Below are 22021 nucleotides of genomic sequence, written 5' to 3' on the forward strand. Positions count from 1 at the left end.
TATGGTAAAAGTAAAATTTACACCTAAATTCGATAGAACTTGTGATTTAATATATTCTTTGGCAGCAAAGAGAATTTCCTATAAATACGAAAAATGGGCAGAAAAGAAAAATAATATAAAAACTACTCATGGAGATTTTTATCCAGATAATCGCAATTTGTTTGGGAATATTTTGAAAGGCGATAATTTAGGTGATAACCCTTATCTAATTACACCCAAAATTTTACCTGTATTATTGAATGAGCTTGATTTTAATGATGAAAACGAAATATTTTGGGGCGAGGATGTTAAAATTTATTTAGAAGATTTATTTACTTGTTTGGTACTAGATATGAAAAATTATAGTGAGTATTCAAAACATTGGAGTGATTTTCAATTAGATAATGATGTGAAGATTAGAGATTTTTATCAAGAATACATTGTTGCCAAAACAGATAACTTCGAAAAGTTTTTAGATGATTTTGTTGATTTTACCTATAACACTTATAATGATTTTCGAATTGTTGAAATAGATGGAGTTTGTAAGATTACTGAACTAGATCAGTGTATAAGTTTAAAAAATAAAACAGAATTTCTTAGCTTTACCTACCTTCCTCAGAAAATTAAGATTTTAGCTGAAAAAATTGTTATTCCATTAATAGATAGTATAAGTCTAGAACGCTTACTAGATCAAAATAATATGCGAGATTAATAGAGAAACCTATAATTATATCACAAAAACCTTTGCAAGTTGCAAGGGTTTTTATTTTTGGCTATAAAAATGACCCTGGCACGAGAAAGACTTTGAAATGGCATAATCAGTTTATCAAAGAGGTCATGAACTCATTGATAAGAAAAATCTCTAATACTAGTCAGAGATAAAGAATGAAGTTACAAACCTAATTATAAATTTTATTAAAGCTAGTCGTAAATGACTATGAGGAGGATTATCAAGTATGTTATTAGGAAAACCAGAACTTTCTAAAGTGATTGTAGAAAATGTAATTAAGCCAAAGAGTGGTACTATTCAAACTGTAAGCAAGTCCCCACGCTATGCAGAATCAGGCGAAGCAATTCAGGGATCTGTTGCCAAAATATCTTGTCAGTTCGTTGATACTGAGTTAGCAAAACTTATCCAAAAATCTGGAGCAGATACTTCTGAACTAAAGACTTATCCACTTGAATTAGTCGGAAATGAACAAGATTTAATTGGTATTGAAGCAAACGATTTGATTGGTTCAGAAATCAAGTTGGATGATGCAAAAACTATGTTGAAATGGGAACAAGGCAGAAATGGTGGAGGGTGGCGAGGTTTAAAGCTAGTCTTAAATGTTTCAGAAGCAACAAATGAAAGCGAGAAAAAATAATGGATAAAAAAGAACTTAGCATTTGGGCATATCTTAACGAAATCGAATACTGCCTCCAAGATGAAACATTAAATAGAAAGCGTGCTTCGGAACTTATAGATATTGCTCGTGATATTTTGAAAGGTAAAGTAAAAGGCGATTTTGAGGACTGCGGAAAATGATAGAAAAATTTATCGAATGGTTTTCTCGCCTCCCCCCACTTGGAGGATTTCTGAGTAAATTGACCGTTGATGAAAATCAGGTACAGGTTGCTTATAAAAAACGTAAACTTTATATTTTGCTTACAAAGATATGGGCAATGATTACTTTCTTATTGTTGATTGTGTATAACTTTAAAAATGTGATTCCCAGCTTTTCAAAAGGAAGAATAATTTTTGACAATCAATCATTATACCTTATGTTACTCTTCGCACTCGTGATCATCATTGCAATTTCACTCTGGGAATATCTCCATTCCAAATACTCACCTATTGAAAAATGGAAACTTGAAAAATTGCTAAGAGGATTTACAGAGGAAAGCGACTTACTACGCCAACATGATAATTCGTTTAATCAGACAAAATCTGTTAAATGGATGTATTCAGCTACTGATGGTTTGGTTACTATTAAGCTCATGGCTGGTGGACACGTTAATGCAGAGATGGAGAAGGATATTACTCGTAGGCTACATGGATATTTTGTAAAGGAAACTAAAAGGTCTTGGATACTTGAAAATCGAAGAATTAAAGATGGATTGATTACAATGGTGTTTTCTCACGAAAAAGATGAAAGATTGATAATAGATGATATATCTAAAATACAGAAAACTAACGAGTTAAATATTAAGCTCACAAAACGCTTATCATGGACTACACGTCAGCCTATGGGACTGATAGTCGGTCCTACTGGTTCAGGAAAAACAAGTCTATTAAAAGGCTTAATCATTAGTTTTCTTGCCAGTAATTATAAGAATAAGATATTTACAATAGACGGAAAAGGAGCATTTTTAAGTGTTGCTATGAACCGCATTGGGAGAGTATCTACTGATGCGCAATCCTCTTTAGAACTAACTACTGAACTTTATCAAATTATGCAACAAAGATATGAAGAAATGAATGCTGATGTTGATTCTGAGAGGGATTTAACTCATGCAGAATTATTTAAACAGGGCTCAATTTTACTCATTGCAGATGAATTATTGTCACTTGTTGTAGAAATGCAAGCTAAAGATAAAATTTTAAAACCTGCTGAACGTATTTATCCACAATTTTACTCTAATTTAATGAGCTTAATTGTAAAAGGAAGACAAGTGTCAATATCAGTAGTTGTTAGTGGACAGATGATGCCAGCTTCTATATTACCAACAGAGGCAAGGGATTCTTTAGGATTAAGAGTAGCGTTAGGACGTATGTCGCAACAACAAGCTCAAGAGATATTTGGAGTGGGATTAAAAGATTTACCACGAGCGGATACTTCTAATTATGGGGGATTGATTTGGCTAGATGGACTTGATTGGGAAGCACCGAAACCCTTTTTAAGTCCTTACTATGATGATGAAAAAATACCGTTTAAAGAAACGTTATCAAAATTAGCTGAGGCTGAGGGCGGTGGCTTGCCACAAGCCAAGTGCCTCAGCTAGGACTTGCGTGTACTACTTGACATACACGCAAGATAAGCTGAATAGAACAAGAAAAGAGATTAAAGATGGTTGAATATAATTCAAAAGTTATTAGGTTCGATCATCATATAGAAATAATAAAATATGGTGAAAATCGAATAAGAACATTGGGTGGAAAAGTTAAATCTAATCGAAGGTTAAAATGCGTTGACAGTGAAGAAGCAAAACAACAACGAGTTTTAGAGCAAGCATATCGAATCAAAAGAAAAATCAAATATTATTGTCAAGCCAATGATTTTGATTTGTTTTGGACGCTTACACTTAATGATAGTAAGATAAATGCAAAAAAATATGTTTATTCAAGACAAAGGTTACAAGCATGGTTAAAGTATCAGCGTGAAAGGTATGGGAAATTTGCTTATCTTTTTATACCAGAATTGCATAAGTCGGGGAGAATACATTTTCATGGCGTAACGGGTGGTTTATCGCCACCACTTGTAGAGGCTCGTTATCCCAAAAATAATAGGCTCATCAAAAAGAAAGGTATTCAGATTTACAATGCTGAAAATTGGCAGAATGGATTTAGTACAGTTTCTAAAATTCAGCATAAAGAAAAATCTGCTAATTATATCACAAAATATATTACAAAAGAGTTGCTAGAAATGCCCAGTGCATTTCATCAACCTAGATACTTTGTAAGTCGAGGATTAAAACAACCTGAAATTTCTTATGTCGAGCTTACAGATAGCTATTTTAAAGATTTTAAGCCATCGTTTGTTGTTGGTGAAAAGAATTCACTTGAAAATAAATTTGAAGCCGATATTTCTATCTATCGAATGGATATTTCAGAAGATGGGGAACTGCTTCAAAATAGTCTTACAGAAACAGTCTGGAAGTTAAAACAAACAAAAAGCCCTGACGGCAATCAGGACTTCAAAAAATAATTTTGCAACGTCATTATATCATATTGCGGTATAAGTGACAGATCGAGGTGTAATATGAAAGTAAAGTTTGTACCAGTTGCTAATAGCCGTGCAGAATGGGGAAATAAAAGTGCAATTTTGCAACGCTATGAAGGATTAAATATCTATACGCTTAATCGTTGGATTTCAGAAATGCGTAATAATAAAAAGTTTAGATCTGGTGTTATCAATCCAACACATAAAATAGTATTTATTAGTTTTGAAATTTTTGAGGAATTTTTATACTGGAAACAATATGGCTATTCAAAAGTTAAGGCAAAATAACTGAGAAAATGATAAAATAGGATTGGCTAATCATAATTCTATTTTATCTTTTTTCTTATTGTAGCTTGGAAAGGATAAAATATGTATTTTGAAGAAAGAAAAAATAAAAATGGAGAGAGTTTTTATGTAGCTGTAGAGCGCTATATTGACCCTCTAACAGGGAAGAAAAAACGTGCCTCAGTCGTCTATCGGACTAATACTGTTCGAGCGAGAAGGCAAGCAGAACGAGAGCTAGTTGATAAGATTGATGACTTGATTTCAAAGAAACAAGGCTATTTTCAAGGGAAATCAATGTTAACTTTTTACGACTTAAAGAATAGCTGGTTTGATACTTGGAGAACAACTGTAAAACCTCAGACTGTAAAACGTGAAGAACTTGTGACTGATAGGCTTTCGGAGTTGATAGCTGATGATATTCTACTTGAGAAAATAACGCCACTATTAATTCAAAATTGCTTAAATGAATATCGAGAAAAATATCATTCAACGCATTCTACTATGCAACATATTAAATGTACGTTGAATAAAATATTCGATTACGGTGTTCTTCATAATGTAATTGCATTTTCGCCATCAAGAGTAGTAAAGCTTAGTGCTACTGTTGAAGAAAAGCGAGCAAAGAAAATTAGGCTCGAAAAGAAGTTTTTAGATGAACGAGAAGTTAAAGCTTTACTTTCTGAACTTAAAGGGAGTAGAAATCAAAATTATTACGACTTAGCACTGTTTTTAATTGGAACTGGTTGTCGAATTGGAGAAGCTTCGGCGTTGACTGAAACTGATATTGATTTTGAAAATCATTTGGTTACGATTGATAAATCTTTACAGGCTCATGATTTAAAAGTGGATGATTTTTATCTAGATACTACGAAAACCGAAGCAAGCGAACGAGTGGAACAACTTCCTGAATTTGTTATACAAGCCCTAAAAAGAGTGATTAAACGTAATAAGCAATTTGATAAGCATATGGAGAATTTCCCCTCAGAAGTTTTTAGAAAATCGGACTTTCTTTTCAAAACAGAATATGGAGTACCAATTACATCTCACAGTTTCAGGGAAATCTTAGGGCGTATAAATAAGGTGCTACAAATAGAGTGTCGAGAAAAGTATGGTTTTGAATGGATAAAAAATGCTGTTCCCCATAGTTTTCGTCATATCCATATTACGGTTCTACGTAACGATCCGACTGTGCCACTTAAAGAAGTTCAAGCACGCGTTGGGCATGTTCAAGTAGAAACAACAAATGGATACACTCATTTGATGAGTGATTCTCAAGAAAAATCAGTGGAAGCAATTAGTCGCTTCGTTGAAAAAATGGGCGTGAGTGAAAGTAAGGCGTAAAATCATATTTTTGCCCAAAAACTGCCCAAAAATAAAAAATAAGATTATCAAAGCTCGGAAAGCCTTGATACACAAGGAGTTATAAATATGAGTACAATACAATGGTATCCCGGACACATGGCGAAAGCCTTTCGGCAAATGCGCGAAAACTTACACCTTGTCGATATTGTTTTTGAACTCGTTGATGCACGGATTCCAAATGCATCACGTAATCCCCAATTGGATGAATTAATAGGAAATAAGCCACGATTATTAATCATGACTAAGACGGATTTAGCTGATCCAGGTGAAACTAAAAAGTGGTTAGCCTACTATCGCCAACAAGGAATTGCCGCAGTCGGGCTTGATTCACGCGATCATATGACACCTCAAGTAATTACCAAGGCGGCCAAACGCGTCTTAGCTGACAAGTTAGCACGTGATGCTGACAAAGGGATTAAAGATCAACCACTCCGAGCCATTGTGGCCGGAATTCCTAACGTCGGTAAATCAACGCTACTAAACCATTTGGTAACTAAAAATGTCGCTATTACCGGTGATCGGCCGGGGGTTACTAAAAAGCAACAATGGCTTCGGACGCCAACTAATCTCCAGTTATTGGATACACCAGGGGTGCTATGGCCTAAGTTTGAGGATCCAGAAGTTGGTAAACGCCTAGCAATCACGGGAGCGATTAAAGATACATTAATTGCTAAAGATGATGTTGCGTTAAGTTTAATTGGTTTTTTCCGTGAAGATAATCAACCAGCCTTGATTGCTCGGTATCATTTAGATGAAGATATTTTTGATCAGTTAAGTGATGTTGATATTTTATTACTAATTACCAAAAAACTCGGCTTTAAAGATGATTATGATCGAGCAGCTGAGCGGTTGTTACTTGATTTAAGACGTGGTCGCATATGTCAATACACGTTGGAAAAAGCCCCAATTACTAACGACGCTGATAATGATGGCGTTGAGGACGAAGATGCCGAAACAAACGATTAAAGTCATAAAAGCGCAATTAGCGATGGTGACATCACCAGACGATCAATTATTGATGACCTTAGCAGCTGATGAACGGCAAGGCGTTCAAGCAGCGATAGCTCAATGGCACCGAAATTATAATAAGTTAGTCGCTGCTAAAGCTGCGTTCCAAGAACATTTACAAATTGAACGGAAAGCCCATGCTAACGGATATCGATTAATTGCCGGGGTTGATGAAGTTGGCCGTGGACCGTTAGCTGGGCCAGTGGTCGCTGCAGCGGTCATCTTACCCCCAGATTTTGCCGTATTAGGGGTTAATGATTCCAAACAGCTTTCTGACAAAAAGCGGCGTGAATTAGCACCGCAAATCATGGAACACGCTTTGGCAGTTGGCTTTGGCATTGTTGATGCTAATGAAATTGATAAAATTAATATTTATGAAGCAAGTCGAGTTGCTATGAAACAAGCCGTTGAACAATTACAACCAAGTCCGGATTATTTGTTAGTGGATGCAATGGTTATTGATATGGATACGCCACAAGAAAAGCTTATCAAAGGGGATGCTAAATCCGCTTCAATTGGCGCTGCTAGTATTGTTGCTAAAGTTAAACGGGATGAAATCATGGCAGCATATGATGTTGAGTATCCAGGATATGGGTTTGCAAGTAATGCGGGATATGGCACTGCGACACATTTAGCCGGTTTAGCCGCCTATGGTGTTACACCAATTCATCGGCAAACTTTTGCCCCCGTCAAAAAATACCAGCAAGATTAAAATTAAATTAGAGGATCAACGTTGGTAGCATAAATATTTGGTTGACTGTGTTCTATGTGGTATAGTACACCTGTATATTGTTATCTTAATGTGGTAAAATTATGGAATGGTTGTTAATAATTTAGCCAACGTTAATAAAATTTAAAGCTGTGTTAAATTATAAGACAACACTTGTCACATACTAGGCGATGCCGTATGATAAACAAGGAAAATATTTCAAAAATGTTACCGTTTGATTGCAAATGATAACATTTTCGTTTTAAACTGAGTTAAGGAGGTCAGCGATGTTTAATTATATTGAGCAGCTACTCTCAAATAAAACCATCCGTTTCATAGCACAAACCATCTTTTACTTCATTGTTTTGATGTTCTTACTCTATATGTACGGGTATGCAGAACATGGTCAAGGTGGCTTTATCTATAACGAATTCTAACTATTAATAAATTATATATGTAAAGGAATGTCCAATGGTCGAAAATATTATTAAGACAATCGATATGTATGCCAGTACGCAACCAGATACGGTTGTATATGATTTCTTAGGAGCAACGCATACGTATGCCGATTTAAAAGCACAATCTGATAGTTTAGCAGCATACATCGAAACACTTGAATTACCAGCAAAGAGCCCGGTTCTTGTTTACGGTGGCCAACAATTTGAAATGCTAGTAAGTTTCTTGGCCCTTTCAAAATCAGGACATGCATATGTACCTGTTGACGTTGAATCTGCAGCAGATCGTATTACAGCAATTTTAGAAATTGGTGAACCGGCGGCAATTTTAGCAGTTGATACATTACCTGCACAAATTGAAATTCCAAGTGTACCAGTCATTAACTTTGACGAATTAAAAAGTCACATGAATGCTAATGACACGTATGATATGACACACCCTGTCCAAGGTGATGATACTTACTATATTATCTTCACTTCAGGTACGACAGGTAAACCAAAAGGGGTCCAAATTTCGCACACGAACTTGCTTTCATTCACTAACTGGATGATTACGGATGATGAATTTATGGTTCCTGACCAACCACAGATGTTAGCCCAACCACCATACTCATTTGATTTATCAGTTATGTACTGGGCCCCAACCTTAGCTAAGGGGGGAACATTGTTTGCGTTACCAAAGGATATAATTAGTGATTTCCAAAAGTTATTTGCTTACTTGCCACAACTACCAATGCAAGTGTGGACTTCAACACCATCATTTGCTGAAATGGCAATGTTGTCTGAAGATTTCTGTGCTGAAAAAATGCCTAGTTTAACCCATTTTTACTTCTGTGGTGAAGAATTAACGGTTAAGACTGCCCAAAAGTTGCACACTCGTTTCCCAGAAGCCCGGATTATCAATTCATATGGTCCAACGGAGGCAACGGTAGCCTTATCAGCTATTGCAATTACGGAACCAATGTTAACTAGTGGTGAGCGTTTACCAATCGGGTTACCAAAACCTGGTTCAACAACCGTCATTCTTGATGAAGATGGTAATGTGTTACCAGCTGGTGAACAAGGTGAAATTATTATTGCCGGTCCGAACGTCTCAAAAGGATACCTTAATAATCCAGAAAAGACAGAAGCAGTTTTCTTTGAATATGAAGGACAACCAGCATACCACACTGGTGATTTAGGTAGCTTTGATGCTAACGGTGTGCTTCAATATGGTGGCCGGATGGACTTCCAAATCAAATTTAATGGTTTCCGCATTGAATTAGAAGAGGTTTCACACGTCTTAAACTTATCACCATACATCAAGTCTGCAGTGGCGGTACCACGTTACAATAAAGAACACAAAGTTCAACAGTTGTTAGCGTATGTGGTTGTTAAAGAAGACGTTGATGCCAGTGATAACTTAGCTTTAACAAAAGCAATTAAAGAAAGTCTCAAGGACTTGATGATGCCATACATGATGCCTTCACGCTTTATTTATCGTGAAGACTTACCAATTACACCAAATGGTAAAATCAACATTAAGAGCTTGATTGCTGAGGTGAATAATCGATGATGCAAGGTTTAATTCAATGGCTGCAGTCGCTTCCTAACTGGCAACCATATGGCGAACCGAAATACTTTGCATTTTTACTCGCATTCTTAATTCCAATTGTGGTTGCAATGTTTTTTGGCCGCCGCTTAAAGATTTATCAATCACTAGTTTCATTAGGATTTATTGTGGTGATGTATACTGGGGCTAGCTATCATCAGCTCTTTGCCTTAGTAGCATATGTAATTTGGCAAACTATTATCGTTTTTGCATATCATGCTTATCGCAAAAAATACGATACGTTTCCTATTTTTGCTGGTGCAGTATTTTTAGCGATTTTACCGTTGATATTTGTTAAAGTAACGCCGGCTATTAATGACGGTAATATGTCGTTACTCGGATTCTTAGGAATTTCGTACTTAACATTCCGTTCCGTAGCAATGATTATGGAAATGCGTGATGGCGTGTTAACCGAAATTAAGTTAAGTACGTTCTTACGCTTTATGTTATTTATGCCAACTATTTCATCCGGGCCAATTGATCGCTATCGGCGCTTTGAAGAAGATTACGATAATGTACCAACGCGCGAAGAATATTTAGACTTACTTGAAAAAGCCGTTTGGTATTTAATGTTAGGGTTCTTTTACAAGTATGTGTTAGCATACTTCTTTGGAACAATTCTATTAGCACCGTTAAAAGTTGATGCTTTAGCGCAAGGTGGGTTCATGAACTGGCCAACCGTTGGGGTTATGTACGCTTATGGATTTGATTTATTCTTTGACTTTGCGGGCTATTCATTATTTGCCGTCGCAATTTCATACTTAATGGGAATTAAAATTCCGATGAACTTTAATCAACCATTTAAGGCTGCTAGCATTAAAGATTTCTGGAATCGTTGGCATATTAGCTTGAGTTTTTGGTTCCGTGATTTTGTCTTTATGCGCCTTGTATTTGTTTTAGTAAAGAACAAAATTTTCAAAAATCGGAATGTTACCTCAGGGGTTGCGTACATTCTTAATATGTTAATCATGGGATTCTGGCATGGGGTAACGTGGTACTATATTTCGTATGGTCTATTGCATGGTATTGCAATGGTGCTTAATGATGCATGGTTACGCAAGAAGAAGAAAGTTAATAAGGAACGCCGCTTGGCAGGTAAAGGGCCACTTCCAAGTAATAAGTGGACAACTGCTTTAGGGATTATTGTTACTTTCCAATTTGTGATGTTTAGTTTCTTGTTATTCTCTGGTTTCTTAAATCAGTTATGGTTCCACAATATTAAATAGTTAAAAACGAAAGAGGTTTAAAATAATGGACATTCAAGCAGAATTAATTGAAATGATTGATGACTTATTCATGGAAGATATTACAGATATCATGGATGAAGATTTATACAATGCAGGTATTTTGGACTCAATGGGTACAGTTGAATTAATTGTAGCTATGGAAGAAAAATTTGGTATCAAAGTACCAGTATCAGAATTGGGTCGTGATGACTGGAATACTGGTAACAAAATTGTTGCCGGAATCAAGGGGTTAAAGAATGCTTAAGCGATTAGCTTTAATTTTTGGGCCAGTCATTGCAGCCGTGGTTTTGGTGCTTGCAGTGCTGTTTGTTGGTCCATTTGATAAGCACAAGCATAATTTAGCTACTGAAGAACAAGCCGCGGTATCATTATCACCAACCGTCTTTCGGCAAGCGCATTTAAAACAAATGGCGTTGTCAGATGAAGATCATCGTTTTGTCCCATTTTTTGGTTCAAGTGAATGGAATCGGATGGATGCATTCCACCCGGCAATTTTAGCCCGGGCGTACCATCGTGATTATCAACCATTCTTACTTGGGCAAAAAGGGGCCGAAGCTTTGACTCAATACTTTGGAATGCAACAGATTAGTAAAGAGATGCACCACAAGAAAGCGGTATTCTTTGTGTCACCACAATGGTTTACCAAAGCTGATCAACAAGGTGCGGCCTTCCAATTTTATTTTAGTAAGTCACAAGCACTGGCCTTTTTAAAAAATCAAACCGGAACATATGCTGATCGGTATGCGGCAAAGCGATTATTGAAAACTTATCCCAACGTACCATATCGTGATTTGATTCAAAAGGTAGCGGATGGGCAAAAGTTATCAACGCTTGATTTACAGTATGTTAAATTAACACAAACCGTGCATGATAATGAAGATGCCTATTTCTCACGTTATGATATTGGTGATAACCTCAAGAATCGTGTAATTCCTAAGGTCAAAGAATTACCACAACCATATAATGCTGAGCAATTAGATGCTAAAGCGGTGGCATTAGGTGAATCACAAACTCGGAATAATAAGTTTGGTATTCTTGATAATTTCTTTACAAATCGGATTGGCCGAACTTTCCCAGCATTGCGGAATGCGCAAGCACACTTTGATTATACGCAATCAGCTGAGTATAGTGATTTCCAACTTGATTTAGATCAACTTGCTAAAACTCATACCAATGCGATCTTCGTAATTCCACCAGTTAACTCTAAGTGGGCTAAGTATACGGGATTAAATCAAGGTATGTATCAAGCTGCCGTACGTAAAATTAAGTATCAATTAACCTCTCAAGGGTTTAATAATGTCTTAGATTTATCACGCCGCGGGAATGAACCATTCTTTATGGAAGATACCATTCACCTTGGGTGGCGTGGTTGGTTGGCCTTTGATCACGGTGTTGCACCGTTCCTTGAACATGAACAACCAGCACCAACATATCATTTAAACAATCATTTTATTTCACAAGACTGGAATAATTTTGATCCGATTAACAATGATGTAACAACATTTAAATAAGTATGCAAAAAGACAGATATTATCGATAGATAATATCTGTCTTTTTTTACGTTTAAAAAGAAGCTTTTAACGAATGAAAAAATTTTTTGTCCTAATTATGTTTGCTTTTTTTGTAAAATACCCGTAATTTTTTTGATGGTATGTAAATATTTATAGTAAAAAACAAAGTTATTGTGTAAGATAAAGTTCGTGACAAAAATTTAAGAAAGAACAGGTACGTTATATTGGATAAAAAGGTTTTGCCCGTGATTGAGTTTAAGAATGTTGGATTATCATTTGATAATAATACAATTTTAAAAAATGTTAGCTTTGAAATTGAAGCAGGTCAATTTTATACCTTGTTGGGTCCTTCAGGATCCGGTAAATCAACTATTTTAAATTTAATTTCCGGTCAATTATCTGCTGATGCAGGTGAAATATTGTTTGATGGAAAAGTTATTAATAATATTCCAGCTGAGAGTCGGAGAGTGAATACAGTTTTTCAAAACTACGCTCTTTTTCCAAATATGACCGTTTTTGATAATGTTGCTTTTGGACCTAAATTAAAAAAATTACCAAAAGACACTATCAAAGCGAAGGTACGTGAAATGCTCGCGTTAGTAAAACTAGAAGCATTTGAAAATCGTGCCATTCAGGAATTGTCAGGAGGTCAAAAACAGCGCGTTGCAATCGCCCGCGCTCTTGCTAATGAACCTGACGTCCTCTTACTTGATGAACCATTATCGGCACTTGATTACAAGCTCCGTAAACAAATGCAATCAGAACTCCGGGCGATTCAAAAACGCTTAGGGATTACTTTTATTTTTGTAACCCATGATCAAGAAGAAGCCCTAGCAATGTCAGATTGGATTTTCATCATGAATGATGGCAAAATTCAACAAAATGGGACCCCAGTTGATATTTATGATGAACCAATTAATCACTTTGTAGCTGATTTTATCGGTGAAAGTAACATTGTTAATGGGGTGATGAAACAAGATTACCTCGTTAATTTTGTGGGTAAAGATTTTGAAAATCTTGATGCTGGTATGCGGCCAAATGAAGCTGTTGAAGTAGTCTTACGTCCAGAAGATTTAGATTTAGTACCAATTGAACAAGGTAAATTAGTGGTGACAATTGCTGATCAATCATTCCGTGGTGATTTTTATGAAATTACAGCCATTGATGATGATGGTAATGAATGGAAAGTCCAAGCTACTAATCCAAGTTCAGTTGGTGCCCGCGTAGGATTAGACTTTGGTCCTGAAGATATTCACGTTATGCGCTTTAATGAATCGGAAGATGACTTTGATGCTCGTATTGAAAGCTATGAGGGTGAATAATGAAAGATAATTCACGTGCAAAAATCTTTTTTGCGATTCCATATATTAGTTGGTTAGCGGTCTTTGTTATTGTACCAATTGGCTTATTAATTTACCAAAGTCTAACAAATGTCCAAGGTAGTTTTACGCTAGCTAACTTTCATGAATTTATTACGTCTAACGTTTATTTACCAATGGCGTTTAATTCCGTTTTTTATGCCTTAATCATTACGCTAATTACATTTATGATTAGCTTTCCGGCGGCGTATGTTTTAAGTCATTTAAAACACCGTCAATTATGGCTAATGTTGATTATCTTACCAACGTGGATCAATGTGTTATTAAAAACATATGCTTTTTTAGGCCTTTTGAGTAAAAGCGGGATTATTAATCAATTATTTTCAACATTTGGCTTGGGGACCCACAACTTATTGTTTAACCATGTAAGTTTTATTTTTGTAGCGGTCTACTTAGAATTACCCTTTATGCTTTTGCCAATTTATAATTCAATCAATGAAATTGATCCAGATATTTTGAAGGCCAGTCGGGATCTAGGTGCCAAACCAATTAATACGTTAAGCCAATTAGTATTTCCATTGTCTATTAATGGGATTAAATCGGGAATTCAAGCCGTATTTATTCCAAGTTTGAGCTTATTTATGTTAACAACCTTAATCGGTGGAAATAAAGTCATGACACTTGGTTCGGCGATTGAATTACACTTTATCGTCACGCAAAACTGGCACATGGGGTCAACAATTGCCATTATTTTAATTTTAGCAATGGCAGTGACAATGTACTTTACACGGGAACGAGGTAAGCGAAAATAATGCAAAAAAAATTATTAGGGAATAGTTACTTATTGCTAGTAATGATTCTGCTTTATATTCCAATTATTTTTTTAGTGGTGTACTCATTTAACGGTGGGACCATCATGAGTGGCTGGGGGGGCTTTTCATTTGTCCACTATCAAGAACTTTTTGCTGATACCCGCTTGTTGAAAATTTTGTTGGATACGTTTATCTTAGCTATCTCTTCGGCAACGATTGCGGCGTTTATTGGAACGGTAGGAGCGTTATTTTTAGACGGAATTCAAAACAAAAAAACACTGAACACGTTTTTGTCATTTAATAACGTTTTATTAGTATCACCAGACGTCACAATTGGGGTTAGCTTTTTAATTCTATTCACAATTTTAGGCTTTTCATTAGGCTTTGTAAGTGTGTTAGTTTCCCATATTGCGTTTTCAATTCCAATTGTTTTATTGATGGTGTTACCACGTTTACGAGAAATGGATAACACATTAGTGATGGCCGCTCGTGATTTAGGGGCTAAACGGGGGACAATTTTGTCACAAATAGTCATTCCCGAAATCTGGCCAAGTATTATGGCGGGCTTCTTACTGGCCTTAACATATTCACTAGACGACTTTGCCGTGACTTTCTTTGTTACTGGAAATGGGTTTAGCACATTATCAGTGGAAATCTATTCACGGGCCCGTCAAGGGGTTAGTCTGGAAATTAATGCGTTATCAGCCTTAATGTTTGCTGTTTCGTTATTATTAGTATTTACGTACTATTTATATACTACGTATGCTGATAAAAAAGCACGTTTAACGAAATAAGGAAGGGGACTAGCAATATGAAAAAAATTATCCCATTTATGGCAATGATGATTGCCGTATTAGTCGTGCTCGTTTTGGGCCAAAATTGGTTAGCACAAATTAATAAACCACCGATTAAAGCGGCAAATACAAACCAAGTTTTAAATATTTATAACTGGGGCGATTATATTGATCCGGCATTATTGGCTAAGTTTACAAAAGAAACCGGCTACCAAGTGAACTATGATACTTTTGATTCCAATCAAGCGTTAGAAACAAAAGTTAAACAAGGTGGGACGCACTATGATGTTATTTTTCCCAGTGAATATTTGGTCAGTAAAATGACGCAAGAAGGGTTACTTGCAAAACTAGATTATACAAAAATTCACGGTTTTAATAACTTATCAAAACACCTTTTAAATCAACAGTACGATCCACATAATGAACATTCATTACCATATTTTTGGGGAACAACCGGGATTATGTATAATGACCAAGTTTTTCATGCTAATCAGTTAGATTCATGGGGCAAATTATGGAATCCGGCATTTAAAGATCAATTATTATTAATTGATGGCCCCCGTGAAATGCTACAACCGGCTATGCAGGCATTAGGCTATTCATTGAATACAGAAAATCAAGCGCAAATTAAGCAAATTTATAATAAGTTTGTGGCCTTGGCACCTAATATTCGGGGAATCGTGACTGATGAAAAGAAGCAATTAATGATTAACGGTGATGCCAATGTTTCCGTGACTTATAATGGTGACGCCCAAGTGGTTATTGATGCTAACCCGCATGTTAAATTTTTGATTCCAAAAGAAGGCGGGCCAATTTGGACTGATAATATGGCCATTCCTAAGAATGCCAACAATAAAAAAGCCGCCTATGCATTTATTAACTTCATGTTGAATTCTAAAAATGCGGCACAAAATGCGGAATATGTGGCATATAGTTCACCTAATCAAGCCGCCTTAAAATACTTGCCCAAAAGTATTACACACAATCCAGTGTTATACCCACCAGCAAGTCAATTAAAAGATGCGCAACATTATAATAATCAACCACTACGTTACTTCAATGAGTACAATGAAGTATACTTAGACGCAAAAACGCAAGTATCATTAAATGGGGGTCTCAAATGACAACTAAATATGTAAAGTCAAATTATATTTTTGATGTTGAAACGAAAAAAACATTTGCTGGAGTAGTAGTAATTAAAGATACTAAAATTGCAGCTATTTTGGACGCAGTACCAGGGGATGTTACCGCTAGTGATATTCTTGATTACACTAATCAAATGCTAATTCCTGGCTTCATTGATCCACACCAACATTTGAATAAGGCTTCGTTATTTAATGCGGGGATTATGAATTTTGTAAGTGGTGCATCAGTCAGTGAAGTTACCGCTAAGTTAGCTAAAGTTAATGCATATCATGGTTGGAAAATCGCTTCAGGCTTTTATCCGAGTGAGTTTGGCCCGGTGCCAACCCCAACTAAAGCGGATATTGATCAAGTTGAACCAACTAATCCAGCGGTCTTGCTATCGGGTGATGGTCACACCGCGTGGTTGAATTCAGCTGCGTTGGCTCAAGTCCACGTTGACGATGCAGATGTCCAAACATTTGGCGGTACGGCCTATAAAGATGGTAGTGATTTTACCGGTTTCTTTGAAGAAGGTATCGCGGTCCACGTGGTTGCCCAAGTATTTGCAGCGATGAATATCGAACGACCACAATTATATTTGGATTATGTTAAATACATGAATTCAATGGGAATTACAGGGCTGGCGGATATGGCAAGTACCGGTGCTTCTGACGATGATTTTGTCTATGAAGATGTGCATGCAGCGATTGCTGATGAAGTAACCGCACGGGTAAGTATTTTCCCAGCGATGCAAATGCAACACACCCGTATTAATAAAATTAAAGCGATGTTTGCTGACAATCAACGAGTTATTTTAGGTGGTGGTAAGCAGTTTTATGATGGTGTGACTAGTACGCAGACCGCTTACTTAAAAGCACCTTATCCAGGATCTAGCACCCATTGCGGCGAACCACTCTTACCGAATGAAGTTTTACATGATTTAATCTTCAAAGCCAATCAAATTGGGCAACCAATTCGGGTACATGCGATTGGTGATCAAGCTGTCCACAACACATTAATTTATTTTGCAGCGGCTAATGTAAAGTATCCGTTACCAGCCGGTAAAGTAAATACAATTGAGCATTTGGAAGTGTTTGATCCTACTGACATAGACTTAATCCGTGATACAAAGGCGATCGTATCAGTGCAACCAAGTCATGCGTTAATTGAATATGACACTCTAGATGCGGAAGTGGGACCTGAACGTAGTAAGGAGATGTTTCCAACTAAAGATTTCCTAGATGCTGGTGCCACATTAGCGTTTGGAACCGATGCACCAGTTGTGCTCGATACAACACCATTACAATCAATCTTTTTTGCAACTACTCGTCGTACGTTGGCCAATCAAGTAGATGATTGCTTCCGACCAGAGCAAGCGATTGATACGGCAAGCGCGTTAGTTGCGCATACATTGAATGCTGCTAAAGCAATTCAACGGCAAGATATCGGCGCGATAAAAGTTGGTAATTATGCCGATTTAGCAGTTTTAGATACCAATATTTTAGATATTCCAGTAACTGATTTATTACAGGTTAAAGTAAGCGCAACCTTCTTTAACGGTGAATTAGTATTTGAAAATTAATCTAGTGTCAACTAGTGGCTTAAAAGTAATCGAATGCTTGTAAGCCACTTTTTTTATTAGATGCGGTATATTTTATTTAAAGGGGATGACGGAATGACAACTTGGTATTTAAAAAGTAATAAAATATTTGATAGTGTAACGGCCACGACGTATGCAGGTGTCTTGACGATAACTGGCGAGCGAATCACGGCGATTGAACGTACTAGCACACCAATCCTAGCAACTGATACCCCCGTGGTTGATTATGGAGATCAATTAGTCTTACCAGGCTTTATTGATGCACACCAGCATATTTATTTATCTGCTTTAGTGCACGCACAAGTTTTGCATTACGTCAGTGGAGTAACCCCAGCTGATGTCGCACAACAAGTCACACAATTAACAAGCAAAAAGGGCTGGAAATTAGGTATCGGGTTTTATGCAAGTGAATTTCCCCAGCAACAAACACCGACGGCCGCTGATTTGGATAGATTAGACGCACATACACCAATCATGGTTATTGCCGGCGATGCGCATTCAGTATGGTTAAATAGTGCCGCAATGGCAACAATTGATATACCAATGTTGGTGGCTGCAAACTATGGTGGTCAAGCGGTTCAACGTGATGGCCAATATACCGGTTTCTTTGAAGAGGGCATTGCAATAGCCATTTTGGCCCAAGTGCTTAAGGGACTTTATCCGCCAACGCCGCAATTGTATTTAGAGTATGCAATGCATTTGAATACTATGGGGATCACAGGAGTTGCAGATTTAGCATTATCAGGATCGGCTCCTGATGATTTAATTTATCCAAATGTGTATCAACAAATCAAAGCAACGAGTACGCTGCGAACATCAATTTATCCAGCGATGCGCCCCGATATTACTAAAATTAAGCAAATTAGTACGGAATTTTCAGACGAAAAGCGGATTCAATTTGGGGGTGTCAAACAATTTTATGATGGCGTGACCAGTACCCAGACGGCGTATTTGAAGCAACCGTATCCAAAGAGTGATGTAAGTGGTAGTCCGCTTTTACCACAGCAAACCTTGTTTGATCTTATTATGACTGCTAATCAACATGGTTGGCCAATTCGTGTTCACACAGTCGGGGATGCCGCAGTTTGGCAAACATTAACCGCTTTTGCTGCTGCTAATCAGCGTTATCCGCTACCAGCAGGAAAGGTAAATACCTTGGAGCATTTAGAGTTAATTGATCAAGCTGATTTACAGTTAATCGGTGCATCCCAAGCGATATTATCTGTTCAACCAAGTCATGCTTTAATTGGTTATGAGACGCTTGATTTAGAAGTGGGACCGCAGCGGGTTAATAATATGTTCTTATTTAAGGATTTTATAACGGCTGGGGCCCAATTAGCCTTTGGGACAGATTCACCAATTGTGATTGATAATACACCGTTAGAGACGTTGTTTTACGCTACTACTCGGCGGACATTAGCTAACAACGCGCAGGCTGTCTTTAAACCAACGCAAGCCTTACCAATGACGACGGCTATTTTAGCTCACACTAAATATGCCGCCCAAGCAATTGGTCGGACGGATATTGGGACAATTGCAATTGGTAAGTTTGCCGACCTAGTTGTTTTAGACACAGATATTTTGACAATTTCACCAACTGCGTTATTAGATGTTAAAGTTATGGCAACCATTTTTAATGGACAACAGGTCTTTAAAAACGATAATAAATAATTAATTTTTATCATAGGATGGTTCTTAATTTGGAGCCGTTCTATTTTTTTGTTATAATAAGTGCTCGGATAACAATACAGCTTTTACCTTAAATAAAGGGTATAATTAAGATATTAAAGATAAAAGTGTATGAACTAATTAATATGTATTTAATTATTTTAAGTACGTTGGAGGAATAACATGCAAACAAAGGGAATAATGCGCGGAATTTACTATTGTATTATTTTAACGTTATTGGCTTTAGATATTTTATGTTTCTTATGGTTAGGCTTAAATGTGCTAACGGCAACCGGGGGAGTCTCATTATTTGCTGCCAGTTTTGATGAACAAATATTTGTTTATGTCGGGGCTGCTTTAATTATTTGCCTTGCCTTACAATTTGTATTAGCGTGTCTTGATGTTGATGTTTTTATTGGGGTATTATTGACTATTATTTCAGTCGCCTTAATTATATTTGGGGCTTATACGTGGCCAATTGATCAGTCAGCATTTACCATTTGTGTAGCACCAACCGTGTTGTTTTTGTTATTAACAACCCATGTGTTAAAGAAAGGTGAATAAGCTAGCGGTCTAATTTAGCTAGTTGAAAATAAAGCACAAAAAGTCTTGGGAAATTTATTTTTCAGGGCTTTTTTTGTATTTTGTAGCAACTATGTGCATAAAATTCTAATTATCTGCATACGTATTCACATGAAAGGTGATTTTAACTACTTAAAGTCCGCCATGACTATGCTATAATATTAGAAAATGTGCTTACATAAGGAGACCCAGCTATTTTGAAAGAGAAGATATTCAAGATTGAGAATGCTGAACAACAAGTTGGTTTATTAGGCGCCCAAGATAGTTTTTTATTGTTACTAGAGGAAGGTATTGGAGTTAAACTTCGTGCGTTTGGTGATGAAATTAAAATTAACGGTGATGATGAACCGGTTGATACCACGTATGATATTTTACGGCAATTAGCCCACTTGATTAAATCCGGCGTTAAGATCAATGCAACCGATGTTGTTAGTGCCATAAAAATGGCCGAACGTGGAACGTTAGAGTATTTTCAAGATTTATACTCAGAGACTTTAATCCGGGATGCTAAAGGGCGTCCAGTACGGGTTAAAAACTTTGGTCAACGACAATATGTGCAAGCAATTCGGAATAATGACATTACCTTTGGAATTGGCCCAGCCGGAACTGGTAAGACCTACCTAGCGGTTGTGATGGCAGTGGGAGCACTCAAACGAGGCGATGTCGAACGCATTATTATCACTCGACCAGCAGTTGAGGCCGGTGAATCATTAGGGTTTTTACCGGGGGATTTAAAAGAAAAAGTTGATCCTTATCTACGCCCCATTTATGATGCCTTACATGCCATTTTAGGTAAAGAACATACAGAACGGTTAATGGATCGAGGCACTATTGAAATTGCACCATTAGCATATATGCGTGGTCGGACATTAGATAATGCGTTTGTCATTTTAGATGAAGCTCAAAATACGACGACAATGCAAATGAAAATGTTTTTAACCCGGTTAGGTTTTGGGGCGAAAATGTTAATCAATGGTGATATTTCACAAATCGATTTACCACGCGGCGCAAAATCAGGTTTAAAACAAGCCCAAGCGGTCTTACAAAATGTCCGCCGAATTGAATTTGTGGAATTTGCCGCTGCCGATGTTGTTCGTCACCCCGTTGTTGGTTTAATTATCAACGCCTATGATAAGTATGAAACAGAAAGTACAGGAAATAATTAATGGATTTAGCGTTAATCGATAATACTCAAGAACATGTTAGTGAAGCTCATCAAAAGCTTGTAAACGATGTTTTGATGTTTGCTGGTGATTACTTAAAGTTACCAGCTGATACTGAAATGTCAGTCACTTTTATGAATAATGCTGAAATTCAAAAGTATAACTTTGAATATCGCGGTGTTGATAAACCAACGGATGTAATTAGTTTTGCGATTGAAGAAGATGATGAAGATGAATTTGCACTAATCATGGATGAAGAGATGTCAGCTGATTTAGGGCATAATATCGGTGATATTTTAATTTCGATGGATAAAGTTGCTGAACAAGCGGAATTTCTAGGTCATAGTTTTGAACGAGAACTTGGTTTTTTAGCGGTTCATGGCTTTTTACACTTAAATGGCTATGACCACATGGAAGCTGATGAGGAACATGAAATGTTTACCTTGCAAAAGGAGATTTTAGATGCATTTGGACTCGCACGATAAACACATCACCCCAGGACAACCGCAAATTGACAAGAATCAAAATTTTCGCCAGTCTTTTGGGCACGCAATTGGTGGTGTGTGGTTGGTGATTAAAAAAGAACGCAATATGCGCTTTCATTTATTAATGAGTATCATCGTTGTTGCGCTGGGATTATGGTTTAAAATCGGGCGTTCCGACTGGCTCTGGATTTCGGTGGCTATTTTTTCAGTTATTACCGCTGAATTCTTAAACACAATTGTTGAATCAATTGTTGATTTAGTTGTCGGAAAAAGTTATCATATATTAGCTAAGACGGCCAAAGATGTTGCGGCTGCTAGTACTTTAGTTGCTGCATTCTTTGCGGTCGTAATTGGCCTAATTATTTTTGAACCATATATCTGGTTCTTATTGTCGCCAAAATAG

At 36.8% G+C, this 22021-nt stretch carries 24 protein-coding genes; all 24 read left to right on the forward strand.

What is annotated here, in order from left to right:
- Nucleotide 1 precedes the first annotated feature (1 nt).
- Nucleotides 2-691 (forward strand): hypothetical protein, encoded by a 690-nt coding sequence (locus tag LQZ75_RS00455; protein ID WP_230095875.1) that lies wholly within the window; start codon nucleotides 2-4, stop codon nucleotides 689-691.
- Nucleotides 692-935: 244 nt separating this feature from the next.
- The gene (locus LQZ75_RS00460; protein WP_230095876.1) at nucleotides 936-1346 is read left to right on the forward strand and encodes a hypothetical protein; all 411 of its coding nucleotides are present in this window, start codon (nucleotides 936-938) and stop codon (nucleotides 1344-1346) included.
- Nucleotides 1346-1507: a hypothetical protein gene (locus LQZ75_RS00465; RefSeq protein WP_230095877.1), complete on the forward strand. Its 162-nt coding sequence runs from the start codon at nucleotides 1346-1348 to the stop codon at nucleotides 1505-1507. The genes LQZ75_RS00460 and LQZ75_RS00465 overlap by 1 nt, the downstream gene beginning before the upstream one ends.
- Complete coding sequence (locus tag LQZ75_RS00470; protein WP_230095878.1) at nucleotides 1504-2964, forward strand: FtsK/SpoIIIE domain-containing protein; 1461 nt, start codon at nucleotides 1504-1506, stop codon at nucleotides 2962-2964. The genes LQZ75_RS00465 and LQZ75_RS00470 overlap by 4 nt, the downstream gene beginning before the upstream one ends.
- Before the next feature lie 65 nt (nucleotides 2965-3029).
- On the forward strand, nucleotides 3030-3887 hold the full coding sequence (locus LQZ75_RS00475; RefSeq protein WP_230095879.1) for a rolling circle replication-associated protein: 858 nt from the start codon (nucleotides 3030-3032) through the stop codon (nucleotides 3885-3887).
- 54 nt (nucleotides 3888-3941) lie between these two features.
- Nucleotides 3942-4190, forward strand: a complete 249-nt coding sequence (locus LQZ75_RS00480; RefSeq protein ID WP_165713594.1) for a DNA-binding protein — start codon at nucleotides 3942-3944, stop codon at nucleotides 4188-4190.
- A gap of 81 nt (nucleotides 4191-4271) precedes the next feature.
- Nucleotides 4272-5528, forward strand: a complete 1257-nt coding sequence (locus LQZ75_RS00485) for a tyrosine-type recombinase/integrase (RefSeq protein ID WP_230095880.1) — start codon at nucleotides 4272-4274, stop codon at nucleotides 5526-5528.
- An 87-nt stretch (nucleotides 5529-5615) separates the two neighbouring features.
- Nucleotides 5616-6515 (forward strand): ribosome biogenesis GTPase YlqF, encoded by a 900-nt coding sequence (ylqF, locus tag LQZ75_RS00490; protein WP_230095881.1) that lies wholly within the window; start codon nucleotides 5616-5618, stop codon nucleotides 6513-6515.
- Nucleotides 6496-7269 carry a ribonuclease HII gene (gene rnhB, locus LQZ75_RS00495; protein ID WP_230095882.1) on the forward strand — a complete coding sequence of 258 codons (774 nt, stop codon included), beginning with the start codon at nucleotides 6496-6498 and terminating at the stop codon, nucleotides 7267-7269. Before ylqF ends, rnhB begins: the two co-directional genes overlap by 20 nt.
- A 284-nt stretch (nucleotides 7270-7553) precedes the next feature.
- Nucleotides 7554-7703 (forward strand): teichoic acid D-Ala incorporation-associated protein DltX, encoded by a 150-nt coding sequence (locus LQZ75_RS00500; protein ID WP_230095883.1) that lies wholly within the window; start codon nucleotides 7554-7556, stop codon nucleotides 7701-7703.
- A 34-nt stretch (nucleotides 7704-7737) separates the two neighbouring features.
- Complete coding sequence (gene dltA, locus LQZ75_RS00505; protein WP_230095884.1) at nucleotides 7738-9276, forward strand: D-alanine--poly(phosphoribitol) ligase subunit DltA; 1539 nt, start codon at nucleotides 7738-7740, stop codon at nucleotides 9274-9276.
- Nucleotides 9276-10538, forward strand: a complete 1263-nt coding sequence (gene dltB / locus LQZ75_RS00510; protein WP_230096363.1) for a D-alanyl-lipoteichoic acid biosynthesis protein DltB — start codon at nucleotides 9276-9278, stop codon at nucleotides 10536-10538. Before dltA ends, dltB begins: the two co-directional genes overlap by 1 nt.
- A gap of 25 nt (nucleotides 10539-10563) precedes the next feature.
- On the forward strand, nucleotides 10564-10803 hold the full coding sequence (gene dltC, locus LQZ75_RS00515) for a D-alanine--poly(phosphoribitol) ligase subunit DltC (RefSeq protein ID WP_230095885.1): 240 nt from the start codon (nucleotides 10564-10566) through the stop codon (nucleotides 10801-10803).
- A complete protein-coding gene (dltD, locus tag LQZ75_RS00520; RefSeq protein ID WP_230095886.1) occupies nucleotides 10796-12070 on the forward strand; it encodes a D-alanyl-lipoteichoic acid biosynthesis protein DltD in 1275 nt (424 codons plus the stop codon). The genes dltC and dltD overlap by 8 nt, the downstream gene beginning before the upstream one ends.
- 239 nt (nucleotides 12071-12309) lie before the next feature.
- On the forward strand, nucleotides 12310-13392 hold the full coding sequence (locus tag LQZ75_RS00525; RefSeq protein ID WP_432443440.1) for an ABC transporter ATP-binding protein: 1083 nt from the start codon (nucleotides 12310-12312) through the stop codon (nucleotides 13390-13392).
- A complete protein-coding gene (locus LQZ75_RS00530) occupies nucleotides 13392-14201 on the forward strand; it encodes an ABC transporter permease (RefSeq protein ID WP_230095888.1) in 810 nt (269 codons plus the stop codon). Before LQZ75_RS00525 ends, LQZ75_RS00530 begins: the two co-directional genes overlap by 1 nt.
- Nucleotides 14201-14995, forward strand: coding sequence for an ABC transporter permease (locus tag LQZ75_RS00535; protein WP_230095889.1), 795 nt, complete (start codon nucleotides 14201-14203; stop codon nucleotides 14993-14995). The genes LQZ75_RS00530 and LQZ75_RS00535 overlap by 1 nt, the downstream gene beginning before the upstream one ends.
- A 17-nt stretch (nucleotides 14996-15012) precedes the next feature.
- Nucleotides 15013-16119, forward strand: coding sequence for an ABC transporter substrate-binding protein (locus LQZ75_RS00540; protein ID WP_230095890.1), 1107 nt, complete (start codon nucleotides 15013-15015; stop codon nucleotides 16117-16119).
- Nucleotides 16116-17702: an amidohydrolase gene (locus LQZ75_RS00545; protein WP_230095891.1), complete on the forward strand. Its 1587-nt coding sequence runs from the start codon at nucleotides 16116-16118 to the stop codon at nucleotides 17700-17702. Before LQZ75_RS00540 ends, LQZ75_RS00545 begins: the two co-directional genes overlap by 4 nt.
- A gap of 93 nt (nucleotides 17703-17795) precedes the next feature.
- Nucleotides 17796-19391, forward strand: coding sequence for an amidohydrolase (locus LQZ75_RS00550; RefSeq protein ID WP_230095892.1), 1596 nt, complete (start codon nucleotides 17796-17798; stop codon nucleotides 19389-19391).
- Between the two features lie 180 nt (nucleotides 19392-19571).
- Nucleotides 19572-19952 (forward strand): hypothetical protein, encoded by a 381-nt coding sequence (locus LQZ75_RS00555; protein ID WP_230095893.1) that lies wholly within the window; start codon nucleotides 19572-19574, stop codon nucleotides 19950-19952.
- Nucleotides 19953-20167: 215 nt separating this feature from the next.
- Nucleotides 20168-21136 carry a PhoH family protein gene (locus LQZ75_RS00560; protein WP_230095894.1) on the forward strand — a complete coding sequence of 323 codons (969 nt, stop codon included), beginning with the start codon at nucleotides 20168-20170 and terminating at the stop codon, nucleotides 21134-21136.
- Complete coding sequence (gene ybeY / locus LQZ75_RS00565; RefSeq protein ID WP_230095895.1) at nucleotides 21136-21618, forward strand: rRNA maturation RNase YbeY; 483 nt, start codon at nucleotides 21136-21138, stop codon at nucleotides 21616-21618. The genes LQZ75_RS00560 and ybeY overlap by 1 nt, the downstream gene beginning before the upstream one ends.
- A complete protein-coding gene (locus LQZ75_RS00570) occupies nucleotides 21596-22021 on the forward strand; it encodes a diacylglycerol kinase family protein (protein ID WP_230095896.1) in 426 nt (141 codons plus the stop codon). Before ybeY ends, LQZ75_RS00570 begins: the two co-directional genes overlap by 23 nt.

The sequence above is a fragment of the Periweissella fabaria genome (assembly GCF_918814575.1).
Lineage (GTDB): Bacteria > Bacillota > Bacilli > Lactobacillales > Lactobacillaceae > Periweissella > Periweissella fabaria.